The 15,343-nt window shown below is 61.0% G+C and carries 13 protein-coding genes, 3 pseudogenes and 1 other annotated feature; of the genes and pseudogenes, 9 read left to right on the top strand and 7 right to left on the bottom strand.

The window, feature by feature from the left end:
* Positions 1-431 precede the first annotated feature (431 nt).
* A pseudogene (locus AiwAL_RS09735) lies at positions 432-991 on the bottom strand (transposase); the annotation flags it as partial.
* Positions 588-704, bottom strand: a sequence feature (AL1L pseudoknot). (Overlaps the previous pseudogene by 117 nt.)
* A gap of 451 nt (positions 992-1,442) precedes the next feature.
* Between AiwAL_RS09735 and AiwAL_RS09730 the strand changes: the two are divergent.
* Positions 1,443-1,639 (top strand): annotated as a pseudogene (locus AiwAL_RS09730) (hypothetical protein); the annotation flags it as partial.
* A gap of 11 nt (positions 1,640-1,650) precedes the next feature.
* Here AiwAL_RS09730 and AiwAL_RS09725 read toward each other — a convergent pair.
* The 4 genes from AiwAL_RS09725 to AiwAL_RS09710 all read right to left on the bottom strand — a co-directional run bounded on the left by AiwAL_RS09725 (position 1,651) and on the right by AiwAL_RS09710 (position 5,787).
* Positions 1,651-3,039 (bottom strand): APC family permease, encoded by a 1,389-nt coding sequence (locus AiwAL_RS09725; protein ID WP_235706022.1) that lies wholly within the window; start codon positions 3,037-3,039, stop codon positions 1,651-1,653.
* A gap of 53 nt (positions 3,040-3,092) precedes the next feature.
* Complete coding sequence (locus AiwAL_RS09720; protein WP_235706023.1) at positions 3,093-3,464, bottom strand: cupin domain-containing protein; 372 nt, start codon at positions 3,462-3,464, stop codon at positions 3,093-3,095.
* A gap of 11 nt (positions 3,465-3,475) precedes the next feature.
* Entirely contained in the window at positions 3,476-4,822 is a 1,347-nt protein-coding gene (locus tag AiwAL_RS09715) for an FAD-dependent oxidoreductase (RefSeq protein ID WP_262312610.1), read from the bottom strand.
* A 173-nt stretch (positions 4,823-4,995) separates the two neighbouring features.
* Complete coding sequence (locus AiwAL_RS09710) at positions 4,996-5,787, bottom strand: hypothetical protein (RefSeq protein ID WP_262312609.1); 792 nt, start codon at positions 5,785-5,787, stop codon at positions 4,996-4,998.
* 254 nt (positions 5,788-6,041) lie between these two features.
* Between AiwAL_RS09710 and argE the strand changes: the two genes are divergently transcribed.
* Positions 6,042-7,190 (top strand): acetylornithine deacetylase, encoded by a 1,149-nt coding sequence (argE, locus tag AiwAL_RS09705; protein WP_235706025.1) that lies wholly within the window; start codon positions 6,042-6,044, stop codon positions 7,188-7,190.
* On the opposite strand, the gene AiwAL_RS09700 is transcribed toward argE, so the two are convergent.
* The gene (locus AiwAL_RS09700) at positions 7,174-8,109 is read right to left on the bottom strand and encodes a LysR family transcriptional regulator (RefSeq protein ID WP_235706026.1); all 936 of its coding nucleotides are present in this window, start codon (positions 8,107-8,109) and stop codon (positions 7,174-7,176) included. The two genes, argE and AiwAL_RS09700, sit on opposite strands and share 17 nt — an antisense overlap.
* Positions 8,110-8,233: 124 nt before the next feature.
* Between AiwAL_RS09700 and AiwAL_RS09695 the strand changes: the two genes are divergently transcribed.
* From AiwAL_RS09695 to AiwAL_RS09665, 7 genes are all read left to right on the top strand, one after another.
* Positions 8,234-8,908, top strand: a complete 675-nt coding sequence (locus tag AiwAL_RS09695; protein WP_235706027.1) for a DUF1028 domain-containing protein — start codon at positions 8,234-8,236, stop codon at positions 8,906-8,908.
* A 153-nt stretch (positions 8,909-9,061) separates the two neighbouring features.
* Positions 9,062-9,634 carry a flavin reductase family protein gene (locus tag AiwAL_RS09690; RefSeq protein ID WP_235706028.1) on the top strand — a complete coding sequence of 191 codons (573 nt, stop codon included), beginning with the start codon at positions 9,062-9,064 and terminating at the stop codon, positions 9,632-9,634.
* A gap of 12 nt (positions 9,635-9,646) precedes the next feature.
* Positions 9,647-11,125: a 4-hydroxyphenylacetate 3-hydroxylase family protein gene (locus tag AiwAL_RS09685; protein ID WP_262312608.1), complete on the top strand. Its 1,479-nt coding sequence runs from the start codon at positions 9,647-9,649 to the stop codon at positions 11,123-11,125.
* A 27-nt stretch (positions 11,126-11,152) separates the two neighbouring features.
* Positions 11,153-11,560 carry a RidA family protein gene (locus tag AiwAL_RS09680; protein ID WP_235706030.1) on the top strand — a complete coding sequence of 136 codons (408 nt, stop codon included), beginning with the start codon at positions 11,153-11,155 and terminating at the stop codon, positions 11,558-11,560.
* A gap of 137 nt (positions 11,561-11,697) precedes the next feature.
* On the top strand, positions 11,698-13,137 hold the full coding sequence (locus tag AiwAL_RS09675; protein WP_235706221.1) for a cytosine permease: 1,440 nt from the start codon (positions 11,698-11,700) through the stop codon (positions 13,135-13,137).
* Positions 13,138-13,178: 41 nt separating this feature from the next.
* The gene (locus tag AiwAL_RS09670) at positions 13,179-14,210 is read left to right on the top strand and encodes a histone deacetylase family protein (RefSeq protein ID WP_262312607.1); all 1,032 of its coding nucleotides are present in this window, start codon (positions 13,179-13,181) and stop codon (positions 14,208-14,210) included.
* Positions 14,207-15,049 carry a PhzF family phenazine biosynthesis protein gene (locus tag AiwAL_RS09665; RefSeq protein ID WP_235706219.1) on the top strand — a complete coding sequence of 281 codons (843 nt, stop codon included), beginning with the start codon at positions 14,207-14,209 and terminating at the stop codon, positions 15,047-15,049. Before AiwAL_RS09670 ends, AiwAL_RS09665 begins: the two co-directional genes overlap by 4 nt.
* Here the strand turns inward: AiwAL_RS09665 and AiwAL_RS09660 are convergent.
* Positions 15,046-15,343 (bottom strand): annotated as a pseudogene (locus AiwAL_RS09660) (Na/Pi cotransporter family protein); the annotation flags it as partial. The gene AiwAL_RS09665 and the pseudogene AiwAL_RS09660 sit on opposite strands and share 4 nt — an antisense overlap.

Raw genomic sequence — 15,343 nt, 5'->3', positions numbered from 1 at the left:
GAGGCGGGTCTGCGGGATCGGATGCGCGGGTTTATCGAAGCAATGCCTGACCCAACGTATGGCCCGCCCCGTCTGCAAGTAGTTTTTTGTCAGATGAACCGTGTAGTCTGCGTCAACGTATCCGGCCTCGGAGTAAGCTCCCGGCCACGATGGAGATCCGCGCGCTCTGGTTCTCATAACTTCGACGGCGTCAAGTCCGCCATTGGGTCTAGCAGATTTCCAGAACACCGATCGACTGTCAGGCCATCTTTCTTCCACCACCCGCAAACATCATGGACCGGTTAGCCGATCATCATATCAGCACCGGTCGATTTCGGTCACGCCGTCACACCAACGGCTTTCGCGTCAAATTTGTCGCCGTGGCGTAGGACGGCCCACGCAATCCGCGCCAGCTTGTTGGCCAATGCGACGACCGCGGCGTTCTTGTGCACCCTGGCCATCAACCGCCAGACCTTGCGCACACCATAGACCTGGAAATTCTCATCCCACACCCGGCGGATCTCGGGCCGCAGCTGGATGTCCCGTTTGGCGCGCGGCGGCAGGCGGCCCGGGTTGGCACGGCGAGCGGCATGCGCACGGTAGGTCGACGGCGCGATCGGCAGAACCTCGCAGATCGGCTCGACACCGTGGACTTCGCGATGCGCGTCGATGAACGCGATCATGGCTTGTACCGGCGGTCGAGCTCCGCCTGAGCAAAATAAGCCGATGCCTTGCGCAGGATCTCATTCGCCTGGCGCAGCTCCCGGACCTCCCGCTCCAGAGATTAGATCCGCTCCTGGTCAGCACTCGTAGGGCCGGGCCGTATCCCCTGGTCGCGCTCCACCCGGCGAACCCACCCTCTCAGCGTCTCCGTCGTGCAGCCGATCTTCGGCGCTATCGAACCGATCGCCTCCCATTGCGAAGCATGATCCTTGCCATGCTCCAGCACCATCCGCACCGCGCGTTCGCGGACCTCAGGTGAATATCTGTTCGATGTCTTCCGCTTTTCCATTGCTCCATCCTACTCAAGAGTTGGAGCCTCCAGGATTCCCGGCGCGGTTCACCCAGTTGCCGCAAGATTGCTTTGTTAGGTGCCGATTGGCATATCGCCGGAGTGAAACGGCACCAAGCTTCGGTAACCGTCAAGCCATATCTTGCGGTGACTACCCTTGCCTAATTCAGTTCGATATTCGACTCCGTTGCGGATCGCATAGCGCTCGATCAATCGGACAAGATCAGCGGCCTTCACCATGACAAGATGCGCCAAGAGGCAATGTTAAGGCAAGCCTAATTCGGACATATCTGTCCGCTCGTGTCATTCCCCGCCACACGATGGCGGGATTGCCGACGCCCCGTGCTCTACACGCGCGTTGGGGGGTGGATCGAGCGTTTGAAACCTCACGGCGACATGAGGCCTCCTCACGCGGGCGGGGGTATCTTGGGTCACGGCGCATCCTGGAACGATGTTTCCCGCACAAGCGTATGACCGCCAGGGCGGTGTTTTACATGGGCGCGCCACCACGACAGAGGCGGTCCGTCGAGCGATACAGCATAGTCAAGAGAGCCTGAGGGTTCTAGCCAAGCGCTACGGGGTCAACCAAAAGGCGGTCGCCAAAAATGGAAAAAGCGCACAACGGTCGCTGATCTGCCGACCAGCCCCCCGATGATGGGTCACACGCCCGGCTCCTCCACGGCCGCCACCATATAGCGTCGGGGACGAAAAAACAGGATGCCGGCGAGCAGGGTGCCAACGCCGACTACGATCGTCGTGGTGTTGAACGTGGTGAGCGAATAGAGGCCGAGCGTCATGAGAAAAATCGCGCTGATGCCGGGGAAGAACGAAAACAGGCACCAGCGCGCGACGGACTCCCGGTATGTGTGGCGGAACACCCAGGCGGAGACCAAGCCAGCCAAGCCAAAATAATAGGCGACTTGCAAGCCGGTCGCGGCGGCGGCATCGTTGAGAATGGAAGCGACCGAGGGCATGAAGCCGGTGAGCAGGATACCGGCAAGCCCCGCGCCGATCAGCCAGTTGGTGGCCGCGGTCGGGTTCTGGGTTTTCTCGCTGACGGTGCCGAGATAGCGCGGCAGCGCGCCGTCGCGGCCCATCGCGAACATGGTTCTGGTCACCTGCAGCATGCCGGTTTGAACCGTGGCGACGCTGGAGGCGACGACGGCGATGAGTGCGATCAGGCCACCGATTCGCCCCAGGCCCGAGGCGATCGCGATCTGGTAGATGATGTTATTGCTGTACTTCTGAACCTCGGCAAAATTGAACAGCATCAAAGCCGCGACCGCAAACATCGAATAAAGAAAGATACAAACGAGGACACCCGACAATCCGCCGTTGCCGGCTGCCTCCTCGCCGTTTTTGGTCTCCTCGCCGAGATTGGCGGTGACATCCCAGCCCCAGTAGAGAAACACCACGATGAGTGAGGATGCGGAGAAGTTTTTGATCGAGAAATGGCCGATCACATAGGCCGGCGTATACATGTGCCATGAGAATTGGGAGGCCCGGTGCAGGGTGTGACCATGAATGAACGCCGCGGTGCCGACGGCAAGCAGCACAAGGATCTCGAACGTCGTCATGATGATCTGCATGTAGCTGGTGAGTTTGATGCCGGCCATGACGACGCCGACGATGAACAGGAACCACAGCACCGAAAGCGCCGTAATGATGACAACATTGTTGACCAGTGCCGGATTTATGAAATCCAGAACCGCGGTGGACAAGGGGGTCACACCCACGATGATAAAGATCATCTGTGCCGTGATCAGAGCCCAGCCCGCCATGAAACCGTTGAATTTGCCAAAGGACTGGCTAACCCAGTTATAGGCGGCGCCGGCATGGGTCGAGCGTTTGTTCAACGCCTTGTATGCAAAGGCGATGCCTAACATCGGGATGGCGAAAATCAGCAGATCGACAGGGGCCAGCATTCCCGCGGTGCCAATAAGAGCACCGAGTGCCAGCGAAATGCCGTTCGCCGGCCCCGATCCGGCGACACCCATGACCAGGGATTCGAAAAACGATAGGGAATTGGCCCTTAGCCTGGTACTCATTCCGTTTTTCCTCCTTGCCGATTATCGTGCCGTGCCCTTCATGAGCGCCGGCTTCACAAATCGATCGTTGTCGCGATGTAGCTCTTGCGGATTGTCTCGGACCGGATATCCCAGGTCACGTCAGTGCCTTTGGCGATGATCCAGGAATCGCCCGGCCGATACACGACCGTTCTGGCGGATTTCTCGTCGGTAATCGCAACCTCACCGTCGAGAAGCGTGGCGTGTTCATGAAAAGCGTAGACGACGCGGTAGGTGCCGCGCGTTGCTGCATAGAGTCCGCCGAACACCGGCTTGTCCGGCCCGCCGATCAGGAACTTGCCGGAAACCGCGATCGGCCCCTCGATCGTCGTGGCGCCGATATCCTCGGGGCTGCCCCAGGCATCAAGCGCCACAAGTTCCGAATTCAGCACGCATGGGATCATCATCGTTAGTTCTTTCAATCGAGGGGTAGAAGTTCGGCAATCTCTCTGCGGAATGGGAGAACGCCGTCGGGCAGCGGATCGGCATCCAGCTCCTCGGCGTAGCGCCGTCCGGCATAGACGGCATGGGCAATCGTGGCGGGCGCAAGCGCATCGCCGATCGAGACAACGTCTTCGATGCCGGCGTCCGCCCACTCGTCGCGGCGCGCCAGCAGGTCGAGCGCGAGCTGTTCGTTGGGCAAGCGGGCGGTGACCAATACGACCGCATCGGCGGCGATGCGCTCCTCGCGGCCAGTGAAGACGCAGGAAGTGACGACCTCATTGCGCTCGATGACATCGACCGAACGAAAAGACTGAATAGTGATTCCCTTCTCCAGCATCCGCTTCTGAATGAAGTGCTGTTCCATCGTGTTGCGCGTCCAGGTCGATGCCTCGGAGGCTGGCGTCAGATAGAGTGTCTCATAGCCCTGCTCGGCAAAAAGCTCGGCGATCACGCCGCCCATGTAGTAGTGGTCGTCGTCCCAGACGATAACACGCTTACCGGCCGGCCGGCGTCCTGCCATCACGTCGGACGGTGTCAGAACGCAGGCGCCTTCTGCGATTGGGATCGCTGCCAGGTGGCGATGGCCAATGCCATCGCCACGCCATCTTGCCCCTGTCGCGATTACCACGCGCGGGAACCCGAATTCGAGCACGTTGCCGGCGTCGAGCCTGCTATCGAAGAAAATCTCGACGTTGGGGAGCTGCGCAAGCTGCATCTTGCGATAATCGGCCACGCGCACCCAGGCGGCGAGGCCCGGCAGCCGCGATTCCTGGAGCACCCTGCCGCCAAGTTCCGTGCCCGCTTCGGCGATGGTCACGTCGTAACCGCGCTTTCCCAGCGTCTGCGCCGCCTCCAGCCCGGCAGGTCCGGCTCCGACAATCAGCACCGGCTTGTCCGTCCGCCTGGGCTTGACCGTCTCGGGGTGCCACCCTTTGCGCCATTCCTCGCCCATGGTCGGGTTCTGCGTGCAGCGAATCGGCGACTGGGTAAAATCGCCGGAAACGCAGATGTTGCAGCCGATGCACTCGCGGATGTCGTCGAAACGGCCCTCCTTAATTTTCCTCGGCAGGAACGGATCGGCGATCGATGGCCTGGCCGCGCCGATCAGATCGACGATGCCTTTCTTGACAAGGCTGACCATGCGGTCGGCGGAGGTGTAGCGCCCAACCCCGACCACCGGCTTCGCGGTGAGCCGCTTCACGCCCCTGATGAATGGTTCCTGCGCACCTTCCTCGGCGAAACGGGATGTCCGGCTGTCATTCTCCCAGCCGGCGAGGGTGACGTCCCAGAGGTCCGGCAGATCGGCCATCAGGCCGATCATGTCCTCGACCTCCTCCTTGTAGAGAGAGGCTACGGTATGCACACATCTCTTTGCGGCAAAGAATCAACCCGAAAAAATTTCGCCGAAGCCAGATTAAAGTACATGATCTGAAGTGCTCATAATAGAGAACACATAACGGGATCAAATCGGAATATCGGTTACAATCCGTTGATTTACATACATTTTATGAAATGTGTGAATCCCGTAGCCTTGTAGAGGCCGCCTTCGCCAAGAAGTTCATCGATCGAAATGCGGATCGGCACGGCGCAGGTGTCGCCGATAGCGGCTTTCGTCTCCTCGGTGATTTCGCGCATCAGGCGAATGCGGTTCTCCAGCGACCCGCCATATTCGTCCGTGCGCTCGTTGAAGCGCCGCGACAGAAAATGGTGCAGAAAGCCGAGCGCATGGGCCGCATAGACATAGATCAGGTCGAAACCCGCCCGCTTCGCCCGCAAAACCGCATCCAGATGCCATTTGCGGATATTGCGGATATCCTGAAGGTCCATTCGCCGCGCTTGGACCGGATCATAGGTGAAGCTGGCGACCGGCAGATGCGCCGGCCCCATCGGCACTTCGCGCGAATAGAGATTGGCGCCGTTCATGCCGTTATAGGCGAGTTCGATGCCGGCGAGGCTGCCGTGTTCGTGGATTTTATCGGCCATACGCGCGAGCGACGGGATGTCCCGGTCGTCCCACAGGCGCAGTTCGATGAAGGGCGTGATCTCCGAGGTGTAGTGGAATTCCACCTGCTCGGTGCAGACCACGGCCCAGCCACCCTCGGCTTTGACGCCGCGCATATGGGCGAGTGCGGTGGGATCGCGATAGCCCATGCCGTTGCAGTGCGGCACCTGATAGAACCGATTGCGCGCCGTTAGCGGGCCGATTTTCACCGGCTCGAACAGAATGTCGTAGCGCGTATCCCGCGCCGTCGTCTGTTGACTGCTTTCCGGTCGGCCCAGCATCATCGAGCATCCGCCAGCGCGTTGTCGTTGATCGTCATCCTCGAGGCGCGGTCGGCCATCATGCCAGAATTCCTCCGATACGGCTGCTGATTTCAGCGTTCTGATTATTGTCTTCTGCTTATGATAGCAGAAACCAAACCGTCATTTGCATTGAATTTTTCGATGCTCAAGGACAGCTTTCCCGAATTATCGTCACCCTCCTAAATCGAACGGATATGCTATTGTCGGGGTCGAGGCGCGCGACGTATAGATATGCCATGGAATCGACCGTGGAAACCCTGGCACGGCTTGTTAGCGTGCCGACCATCAGCCGGACTCCGAACGATGCGCTGATCGCCTATGTCGCGGATCGCCTGCGCGTGGCCGGCGGCCGGGTCAGCGCCTTCCCCGGCGAAAATCCCGGCACCAGTAATCTACTGGCGAGTTTCGGGCCGGACAATGAAGGCGGCATTGTTCTGTCAGGCCATGGCGATGTGGTGCCGGTGGACGGCCAGGTTTGGTCGAGCGATCCGTTCGTGCTGACCGAGCGGGATGACCGGCTCCATGCGCGCGGCGCTGTCGACATGAAGGGTTTCGTTGCCTGCATGCTGACGGCGGCCGAACGTGCCGTCGGCACGGAATTGAGCCGTCCGCTGCATCTCGCGATTTCATGCGATGAGGAAATCGGCTGCGTCGGCGTGCGTCCCATGCTCGAACGGCTCGCCGCCGAGGGTTTTCGCGCCTCCGGGTGCATTATCGGCGAACCGACCGGGCTTGCCGTCGCGATCGGCCACAAAGGCAAGGTCGCCGGCTGCATCTGCTGTCGCGGCGAGGCCGCACATTCCGCGAACCCAACGCTGGGCTGCAACGCCATCAATCTCGCGGCGGCCATGGTGCGGGAGACCGAAGAGTTGCAAGCCTGGCTGCGCGCCCACGGCACGCCCGACGCCGCCTATGCGCTGCCGTACAGCACGGTGCATATCGGCACGATCAAGGGTGGTACGGCATTGAACATCGTGCCGGATGCCTGCGACATGGAATTCGAAATTCGCTTTCTCCCAGGTGATTCGCCGGACGATCTGCTCGCGCGCCTATCGGAAGCCGGCGGACGGCTCGCGCGTAACGAAATCGCCCGCGGCCGGCACGCAGCCGTGGAAATGACCGTGCAAAACGCCTATCCCGGCCTGCACACGCCGGAAGATGCCCCGATCGCGGCACTCGCCAGGGCAGCCGCAGGCAATGCGACGAGCACCAAGCTGAGTTTCGGCACCGAAGCCGGGTTGTTCAACGACACGCTCGGCCTGCCGGCGGTCGTTTGCGGCCCCGGTTCGATCGATCGCGCCCATAAGCCCGACGAATACATCACGAAAGACGAACTCGCCGCCTGCGATGCGTTTTTGGATCGCGTGGTCACGTCGTTGCGGTGAACGTCACGGTGCCGGGCAGCGGCTTTTCGTGCAGGAGTTCATGGCACAGCGCCAGAAACGCATCCGTCGTCGAGGTTCGACGCAATCCCTTCAGCAGCGCGATGCCATAGATCAGCGGCTTGAACGACCCCTCCAGAGCCAGATAGGACAGCTTGCGGCCATCAAGCGATGACTGGTTCTTCGGCTGCGCGTTGGCAAGGCTATAGCCCTCGCCACGCGCGACCAGGCTGCGAATCACGTCGATATGCGGAAACCGCCCGCTGATGCGCGGCACCACTTCGGCTTGGCGGAACAGGAAAAGGAAATAATCCCGGCTCAGCGGCAGGTCGAGAAGAATGAAGGGTTCTTCAGCCAATTCCTGAAGCGCCACAGATCGCCGCCGTGCCAGCCGATGTTTCGCCGCGACATAGACAAAGGGCGGCAGCGGCGATAGCGGCACGAAATCGATATCCGGCGGAATGTTGAGGTCATAAGTCAGCAGCAGGGAAATCTGGCCGCTCCGCAGCGTCTCGAACAATTCCGCCTGATTGCCGGCGATCGCGTTGATGCGCGCGGCCTCATGCCGCTTCTTGAAAATCTGGATCAGCTCGGGAATCACCAGCGGGAAAAGCGTCGACATGCAGCCGATTTCCAGCGGCCCGGTCACGGCGGAGGAAATGACCGACGCCGCGCTCTGCAACTCCTCCGCCTGTTGCAGCAGCCCCCGCGCCTCGCGCAGAAACCTCTGCCCCTCATTGGTCAGCGAAAGCCCCTGGGCATGATGGCGAATGAAAAGCTGAATCCCGAACGTCGCCTCCAGCGCGGAGATCGCCGAGGAAATCGAGGGCTGCGAAATATTCACCCGCTCGGAGGCCAGCGTGATGCTGCCGGTTTCCGCCGCCGCGACGAAATAGGAAATCTGCTTGAGGGTAAAGCGCATATCGTTCTCTACCCGAACTTAGCTTTTCCTAAACCAATCGTCAAAAAGAAATATTTTGCAAAAGTTAGACAACCTGCTTGGGTAGGTTGCCCATCCATTCACGACGAACCGGAGAACTGTGCCCATGACATTTTCGATCGCCGCGCGCTGCGCCGAAACCGGCCAATTCGCGGTCGCCGTGGCGTCCTCCTCGCCGGCCGTCGCGGCACGCTGCGCCTATGCCCGCGCCGGAGTAGGCGCCGCAACCACGCAAAACATCACCGATCCCCGCCTCGGCCCGCGCGCGCTGGCGCTTCTGGCGGAGGGCATGACCGCGGCGGAAGCCTGCAAAACCCTTCAGGCGGAGGCGACCCATCTCGATTATCGCCAGTTGACACTGGTGGACGACAAGGGCGGAACCGCACATTTCTCCGGCTCGCGCTCGCTCGGGCTGCATGCGGCGGCTTCCGGCAGGAACGTGGTTTCGGCGGGAAACCTCCTGGCCAGTACCGGCGTGCCGGCGGCAATCGTCGCCGCGTTCGAAGCGGCGCCGGCAGACCACCTGGGCGACCGGGTTCTTGCGGCGATGCGCGCCGGCCTTGCCGCCGGAGGTGAAGCGGGACCGATCAGATCGATCGGGTTGATCCTGGTGGATCGCGTGGCATGGCCGGTCGTCGATTTGCGGGTCGACTGGCACAACCACCCGCTCGATGCGCTCGATGCGCTCTGGGCTGTCTGGCGGCCGCAGATGCAGGATTACGTCACCCGTGCCCTCAATCCCGAATCGGCCCCGTCCTTTGGAGTTCCCGGCAACGAATAGCGTCCCGATCCAGCCCTCCTTGCTTTTATTTTTCCGAGCCAATGCTGTTATAGTATCGATTTTATATTCTCCGCGAAATCGCCCATAGTCCACCCAGCTCAACGACATGGCGTTGCGGCCTCGGCCCGCGCCCTAGCCTTGGAGGTAATCGAGATGGCGTTTGAAGCACAGGAGCGTGCCATCGAGCTGGTTCGGGACACCATGGCGCCGCTGCGCGAGCCGTTCATCGCCGCGATGCGCCTGGTTCCAACCGCGGTCTCCGTCATCACCACCGACGGGCCGGCCGGCCGCTTCGGCGTCACCGTCAGCGCGCTGGCATCGGTTTCGGCAGACCCGCCGATGCTGCTAACCTGCATCAATTTTCGCAGCCCGGCTTGCGCCGCGATCCGCGGGAACGGCGTCTTCACCGTCAATCTGCTGTCGGAAGCCCAGAGCCATGTCGCCGATTGCTTTGCCGGGCGCGCCACCTCTGGCGACCATCCCGCCTTCGATTTCGGCTGCGCCTCCTGGACGTCGGATATCGCGTGTTCCGCGCCCCGCCTGGAAGATGCGGTCGCCGCGTTTCACTGCGAAGTCGATCACGCCCATCGGGCCGCGACGCATATGGTGTTCATCGGCCGGGTGATCGCGGCGAGGAGCACCGGCGCGCCGGCTCTGGCCTATGTCGCCCAGGACTATGCCCGAATCAGCAAACTGTCCGAAACCGCGCTCAACGTACGCAACTGAAAGAAGACCGATATGATCCGCACAGGACAACAATACAGGGATTCGATCCGTGACGGCCGCCAGGTCTGGATCAACGGCGAGCGCGTGCACGACGTGGCGACCCACGAAATGTTCAAGCCCCTGGTCGATATCCGGGCGCGCATCTACGACATGCAGCACGAGGCCGAATTCGCCGAGAGAATGACCTACCAGGACGAGCGCGGGCAAAGCTCGGCGATCGGGCTGAAACTGCCGTTCACCCAGGCCGATTGGCACGCCAAACGCCTCGCGACCGATACGGTGCTGGACGAGATCGGCGGTATCGTGACCCGCGTGGGCGACGAGACGGTCGGCGAGATGTGGTCGCTGTTCGACGGCCAGGACGTGCTGAACGAGGTCAATCCGCAATTTTCCGAGAATATCCGCTGGCACATCGACAAAGTGATCCGCCAGGACCCGTTCCACGTCTCCGCCAATACCGACCCGAAAGGCGATCGGTCCAAACGACCGCAAGACCAGGACCCCGACATGCTGCTCCATGTCGTGAAGGAAACGGATGCGGGAATCGTGGTTCGCGGCGCGAAATATGAAACCGCCGCCGCCTATGCCAACCAGGCCTTTACCAAACCAACCATCGCCAACTGGGGCAATGCCGAACTTTCCGAATATGCCGTCGGTTTCGTCTGCGACCTTGGCTCGCCGAACCTGAAATTCATCTGTCGCACCGGCTTCGCCGGCCGCGCACCGGCGGAGGATTATCCGCTCGCCAACCGCTTCGACGAAATCGATACGCTGCTGATTTTCGACAACGTGCTGATCCCCTGGGAAAACGTGCTGTTCTACCGCCATACCAGGGCGGCGACCTTCATCCGCGCGACCTTGCACCGCTACAGCGCCTTCGCCTTCGTGCAGCGCAATCTCAAATTCGCCGACATGATGATCGGCGCCGCGCTGTTCAACGCGCGCCAGACCGGGCTCGACAAGCAGCAGGCGGTGCAGGAGAAACTGGCCCAGCTCGCCTGCTACCGCGAGGGAATCAACGCGCATCTCACCGCCGCCATCGCCACCGCCGAGCCAAGCCCCGGCGGCCTGCTGATGCCGAACCAGTCCCTGCTTTACACCGGCCGGGTGCTCGCCTGCTCGCAATTGCACGAGATGATGCATATCGCCCGCGAACTCTGCGGCGGGCAAATCTGCGTGACACCGGACGCGGCGTCGTTCCGTAACCCCGAAACCGCGCCGTGGCTGGAAAAATTCTACACCATCAACGACAATTGGCAGGCGGAAGACCGCAGGAAACTACTCGCGTTCGCCCGCGACCTTCTGAACTCCGACTATGCGGGGCACCGGCTGACCTTTCAGCTTTTCGCGCAATCGCCGCCGTTCGCGCATCTTGCCTCGGTGTATCGCAATTTCGACTGGAACGAGACGCTGCGGGTCGCGCACAAGGCAGCGGGACTGTCTGGCCGGGTTCTCGGCCAGGACAATGCTCTCCGCCGCGCCGCCGAATAAATTTGCTAACACCGAGGGATTCACGCCATGGCTCATACACGGCTGCGCAAGTTCAACACCCACGACACCTATCCTGAACAGCGCCTCGACAACGATCTTTGCCAGGCGGTGATCGCCGGCAAGACGATCTACCTGCGCGGTCAGGTCGCGCAGGATCTGGAAACCCGCGAGAACGTCGCCGTCGGCGATCCCGCGGGACAGGCCGAGAAGGTCATGGCGAATATCGACCTTCTGCTGCGCGAAGCCGGGGCCTCGCTCGATCATATCTGCAAGGTCACCGTCTATCTCACCGATATCCGCTACCGGGAAGCGGTCTATCGCGTCGCCGGCAAGTGGCTGAAGGGCGTCTTTCCGGTGTTCACCGGACTGGTCGTGGTCGCATTGGCGCGGCCGGAATGGCTCGTCGAAATCGACGTGATCGCGGAACTGCCATAAACGGGAGTGCGTTAAGCGAAGTCCGTTAAACATAGAAATACGTTCCGTCAGTGACGCAATCAACCGGATTTGGAAAACTCGAACATCTTCCTAACTGCTTTGGCTGAACAAAAGCTTGAAATAATGGGGACGTCCAAATGAACACTGAAACGGGTGAAGGAACCACAAACGCATTTCGGCTTGGCATCGAGCATCGGACCATCGATTATGTGCCGATTTCGGAACGACGCGGCAAGGTCATCAACCAGGGGCCATTCTGGTTTCTCGGAAATTTCAACTTCGTCACGACTGCGATTGGCTTCATCGGACCGGGGATGGGCCTGAGCTTCGGCTATACCGCCCTCAGCGGTACGCTGGGTATCTTGTTCGGCACGATCTTCATGGCATTCCATGCAAGCCAGGGGCCAGATCTTGGATTGCCCCAGATGATCCAATCACGTGCCCAGTTCGGCTATCGGGGGGTAATTATCCCGTTGATAGGCACGCTCTTCACCTTTGCTGGTTTCAACGTGGTCGACACTGTGTTGCTCAGCCAGGGCTTGCACAATCTGTTCGGCTGGGAAATCAGTGCCGTTGCGTTAATCCTTGCGGTCATCGCGATAACGATAGCGATTTATGGTCATGATTGGTTGCATCTCGTTTTTCGTATTTTGTTTTGGATCAGCCTACCACTTTACCTGATACTCACGGTCGCGATCGCAACCGGCGGTGTATCTGGAAAACCGCCTGCACATTCCGGCTTCAACTGGATCGCTTTCGCCGCGGAGTTCGCGGCTGGAGCCAGCTTCAACATCACCTACGCGCCCTATGTTTCGGACTACACTCGATATCTGCCGCACGGAAAATCGCGCACCGGGCTTGTGCTAAGTGTTTATCTTGGCGCCTCTCTCTCGGCAATTTGGCTTATCATTCTCGGAGCCTGGCTCTCCACCTATCTCGGTGTGCAAGACGGGCTAGTTGCGACCAATCTAGCGGGAAACATGGTATTCCCCCATCTCGGTACGATACTGGTGCTGGTCTCCATCGGCGCGCTGGCCGCGACGATGGGACTCAACGCCTACTCCGGCATGCTCACTCTGGTCACAGGTGCCGATGCGTTCGTAAAGCTGAAACCCAGCAAGGGCGTACGGGTTGTCGGCATTCTCGTCCTGATGGTGATCTGGCTTGCCATTTCATTGAACGTCACCGCAAAAGCCATCAATGCGCTGTATGACAGCTTGTCGATCATGCTCTATCTCCTGGTTCCATGGACGGCTGTGAACCTGATGGATTATTTCTTTGTCCGCCGTGGACATTACGCGATCAGGGATCTGTTTGAGCCGAACGGAATCTACGGCGCATGGAGCTGGCGCGGTATCGTCGCCTATTTCGTTGGCTTCGCGGCAAGCGTGCCATTCTTTGATTTAGCAGGTTTCTACGAAGGGCCTGTCGCCAAGGCTCTCGGCGGGGTGGACATTTCATGGGCGCCAGGCCTGTTGGTGTCTGGCTTGGTTTATTACAGCGTCGCTCGCTCGCTTGATCTTGCCCGTGAGCGGCCGGCGATCAACGCTAGCGTGCTCAGTCTGGGTTCGCTGTAATCACGCAAATCCGAATATGGAAACGCCCGAGGAATCGATCCATGCGCACGATCTTCAATGCCGATCATCGGTTTCACCAAAGCCCCGGAGAACTTCTCAACGGCGCATATGTTCCCGCCTTCGAAAAACCCGAACGGGCGGACCTGATCCGCGCCGAAATCGAGCGCGCGCGGCTTGGCGAAATCTCCGCGCCGCAACCCTATCCATTATCCAAACTCACCGCCATTCATGATGCCGGCATGATCGATTTGTTCCAGCACGCCTATGCGGAATGGCAGGAAGCCGGACGATCGGGCGGCGCGATTCCCTTCACCTTCGGCACGCGCGGCGTGCGGGAAGACCGGGTTCCGCGCTGCCTGGACGGAAAACTGGCCTATTACTCCTTCGATGCCGGCACCCCGATCACGCCAACAAGCTGGCGCGCCATCAAATCCTCGGCCGATACCGCGCTTACCGCGAGTTCCCTCATCACCCAGGGCGAACGCTCTGCCTTCGCGCTCTGCCGTCCGCCCGGTCACCATGCGGGCACCGACCACTATGGCGGATATTGCTTTCTCAACAACGCGGCCATCGCGGCACAGGCGATGCTCGGCGACGGTGCTGCCAGGATCGCGATCCTCGATATCGACTACCATCACGGAAACGGCACGCAGCAGATTTTCTATCGGCGCAACGACGTGCTGTTCGTCTCGATTCACGGCGACCCCGACGCGGAATTTCCCTACCGGCTCGGCTTTGCCGATGAAACCGGCGCAGCCGATGGCGAGGGTATGAATGCGAATTACCCGCTGCCGCTCGGCACCGAATGGCCGGCATGGAGTGCCGCGCTCGACCACGGACTGACACGCATCCAGACTTACCGGCCGGACATCGTCATCGTCTCCCTGGGCGTCGATACCTATAAGCACGATCCGATCTCGCAGTTCCGGCTGGAGCGGGAGCATTTCACCCGAATCGGCGAGCGCATCGCCTCCTTGGCGCGGCCGACCATGTTCGTTATGGAAGGCGGCTACGCCGTCGAAGACATCGGGATCAACGTGGTGAACGTATTGAGCGGATTCGAAACCGCATGACGACATTGCCATTCCAGCAGGTAGACGTGTTCACCGCACAGGCGCTTAAGGGAAATCCTCTCGCCGTGGTCGTCGGCGCGGACGCGGTTTCGGATGCACGGATGGCCGCTTTCGCCGACTGGACCAATCTGAGCGAAACGACGTTTCTGCTTCGCCCGCGCGCGCCGGATGCGGATTACCGGGTGCGCATTTTCACGCCCGAGCGGGAATTGCCCTTCGCGGGACATCCCACTTTGGGAAGCTGCCATGTCTGGCTGGCATCCGGTGGCGTACCGCGAGGCGCCGAGATCGTTCAGGAATGCGATGCTGGCCTGGTGCGCATCCGGCGCGACGGCGCATCGCTCGCCTTCGCGGCGCCGCCGTTGCGGCGGGCCGGCCCGGTCGAGCCCGAGTTGTTGGACAGGATCGCGCGTGGGCTTCGCCTGACGCGGGACACCATTATCGCATCGCAATGGGTGGATAACGGCCCAGGCTGGGTCGCCGTCATGCTACGATCCCGCGCCGAGGTGCTGGCGCTGCAACCGGATTACGCCGCCCTGGCGGGTCTGGATCTCGGTGTGGTCGGGAAATGGGACCGCGACCGGGACGGGACGGACGCCGAATTCGAAGTGCGCGCCTTCATTCCGGGTTCCAGCGTGCCGGAAGACCCGGTCACCGGGAGTCTGAATGCCGGCCTCGCCCAATGGCTGATCGGGAGCGGCCTGGCACCCTCGACCTACGTGGCCAGCCAGGGCACGGCACTCGGGCGCGCGGGACGGGTCGAGGTGCGGCAGATCGGCGCGGATATCTGGGTCGGCGGCAAGGTCACGACCTGCATCGAGGGAACAGTGGCGCTCTAATCTTCCTCCATCCCGTCCTGGCGCAACCTGCTCGGCAGCAGCTCGCCCTTGCCCTCAAGCACGGGGTATGCCGCCGCCGCGACAAGGTGGGCGTTCACCCGCTTGAGGTCGCGCAGCGTGTCGAGATACAGCGAGCTGGTCTCGGCCATATCGATCCGCCCGGCCCGCAACCATTCGAAATGCACGGACGTGGCGTGAGCCTCGATATCCCGGAACGCCTCCTTCTCGGCGGCGAGCAGGCGGGCCGCGCGCGCATCCTCGGTCACGAACAAAGCCGCCGCCGTCCGCACGTTC

The sequence above is a fragment of the Acidiphilium sp. AL genome, assembly GCF_025499445.1.
Lineage (GTDB): Bacteria > Pseudomonadota > Alphaproteobacteria > Acetobacterales > Acetobacteraceae > Acidiphilium > Acidiphilium iwatense.
The sequence above is the reverse complement of the archived record's forward strand: the minus strand, read 5'-3'. Positions and strand labels throughout refer to the sequence as shown.

What these genes read in the sequence shown, in the direction of transcription:
- AiwAL_RS09725 (WP_235706022.1), bottom strand. Translation starts at nt 3,039, where the DNA reads ATGAGTACCAGGCTAAGGGCCAATTCCCTATCGTTTTTCGAATCCCTG.
- AiwAL_RS09720 (WP_235706023.1), bottom strand. Translation starts at nt 3,464, where the DNA reads ATGATGATCCCATGCGTGCTGAATTCGGAACTTGTGGCGCTTGATGCC.
- AiwAL_RS09715 (WP_262312610.1), bottom strand. Translation starts at nt 4,822, where the DNA reads ATGATCGGCCTGATGGCCGATCTGCCGGACCTCTGGGACGTCACCCTC.
- AiwAL_RS09710 (WP_262312609.1), bottom strand. Translation starts at nt 5,787, where the DNA reads ATGATGCTGGGCCGACCGGAAAGCAGTCAACAGACGACGGCGCGGGAT.
- argE (WP_235706025.1), top strand. Translation starts at nt 6,042, where the DNA reads ATGGAATCGACCGTGGAAACCCTGGCACGGCTTGTTAGCGTGCCGACC.
- AiwAL_RS09700 (WP_235706026.1), bottom strand. Translation starts at nt 8,109, where the DNA reads ATGCGCTTTACCCTCAAGCAGATTTCCTATTTCGTCGCGGCGGCGGAA.
- AiwAL_RS09695 (WP_235706027.1), top strand. Translation starts at nt 8,234, where the DNA reads ATGACATTTTCGATCGCCGCGCGCTGCGCCGAAACCGGCCAATTCGCG.
- AiwAL_RS09690 (WP_235706028.1), top strand. Translation starts at nt 9,062, where the DNA reads ATGGCGTTTGAAGCACAGGAGCGTGCCATCGAGCTGGTTCGGGACACC.
- AiwAL_RS09685 (WP_262312608.1), top strand. Translation starts at nt 9,647, where the DNA reads ATGATCCGCACAGGACAACAATACAGGGATTCGATCCGTGACGGCCGC.
- AiwAL_RS09680 (WP_235706030.1), top strand. Translation starts at nt 11,153, where the DNA reads ATGGCTCATACACGGCTGCGCAAGTTCAACACCCACGACACCTATCCT.
- AiwAL_RS09675 (WP_235706221.1), top strand. Translation starts at nt 11,698, where the DNA reads ATGAACACTGAAACGGGTGAAGGAACCACAAACGCATTTCGGCTTGGC.
- AiwAL_RS09670 (WP_262312607.1), top strand. Translation starts at nt 13,179, where the DNA reads ATGCGCACGATCTTCAATGCCGATCATCGGTTTCACCAAAGCCCCGGA.
- AiwAL_RS09665 (WP_235706219.1), top strand. Translation starts at nt 14,207, where the DNA reads ATGACGACATTGCCATTCCAGCAGGTAGACGTGTTCACCGCACAGGCG.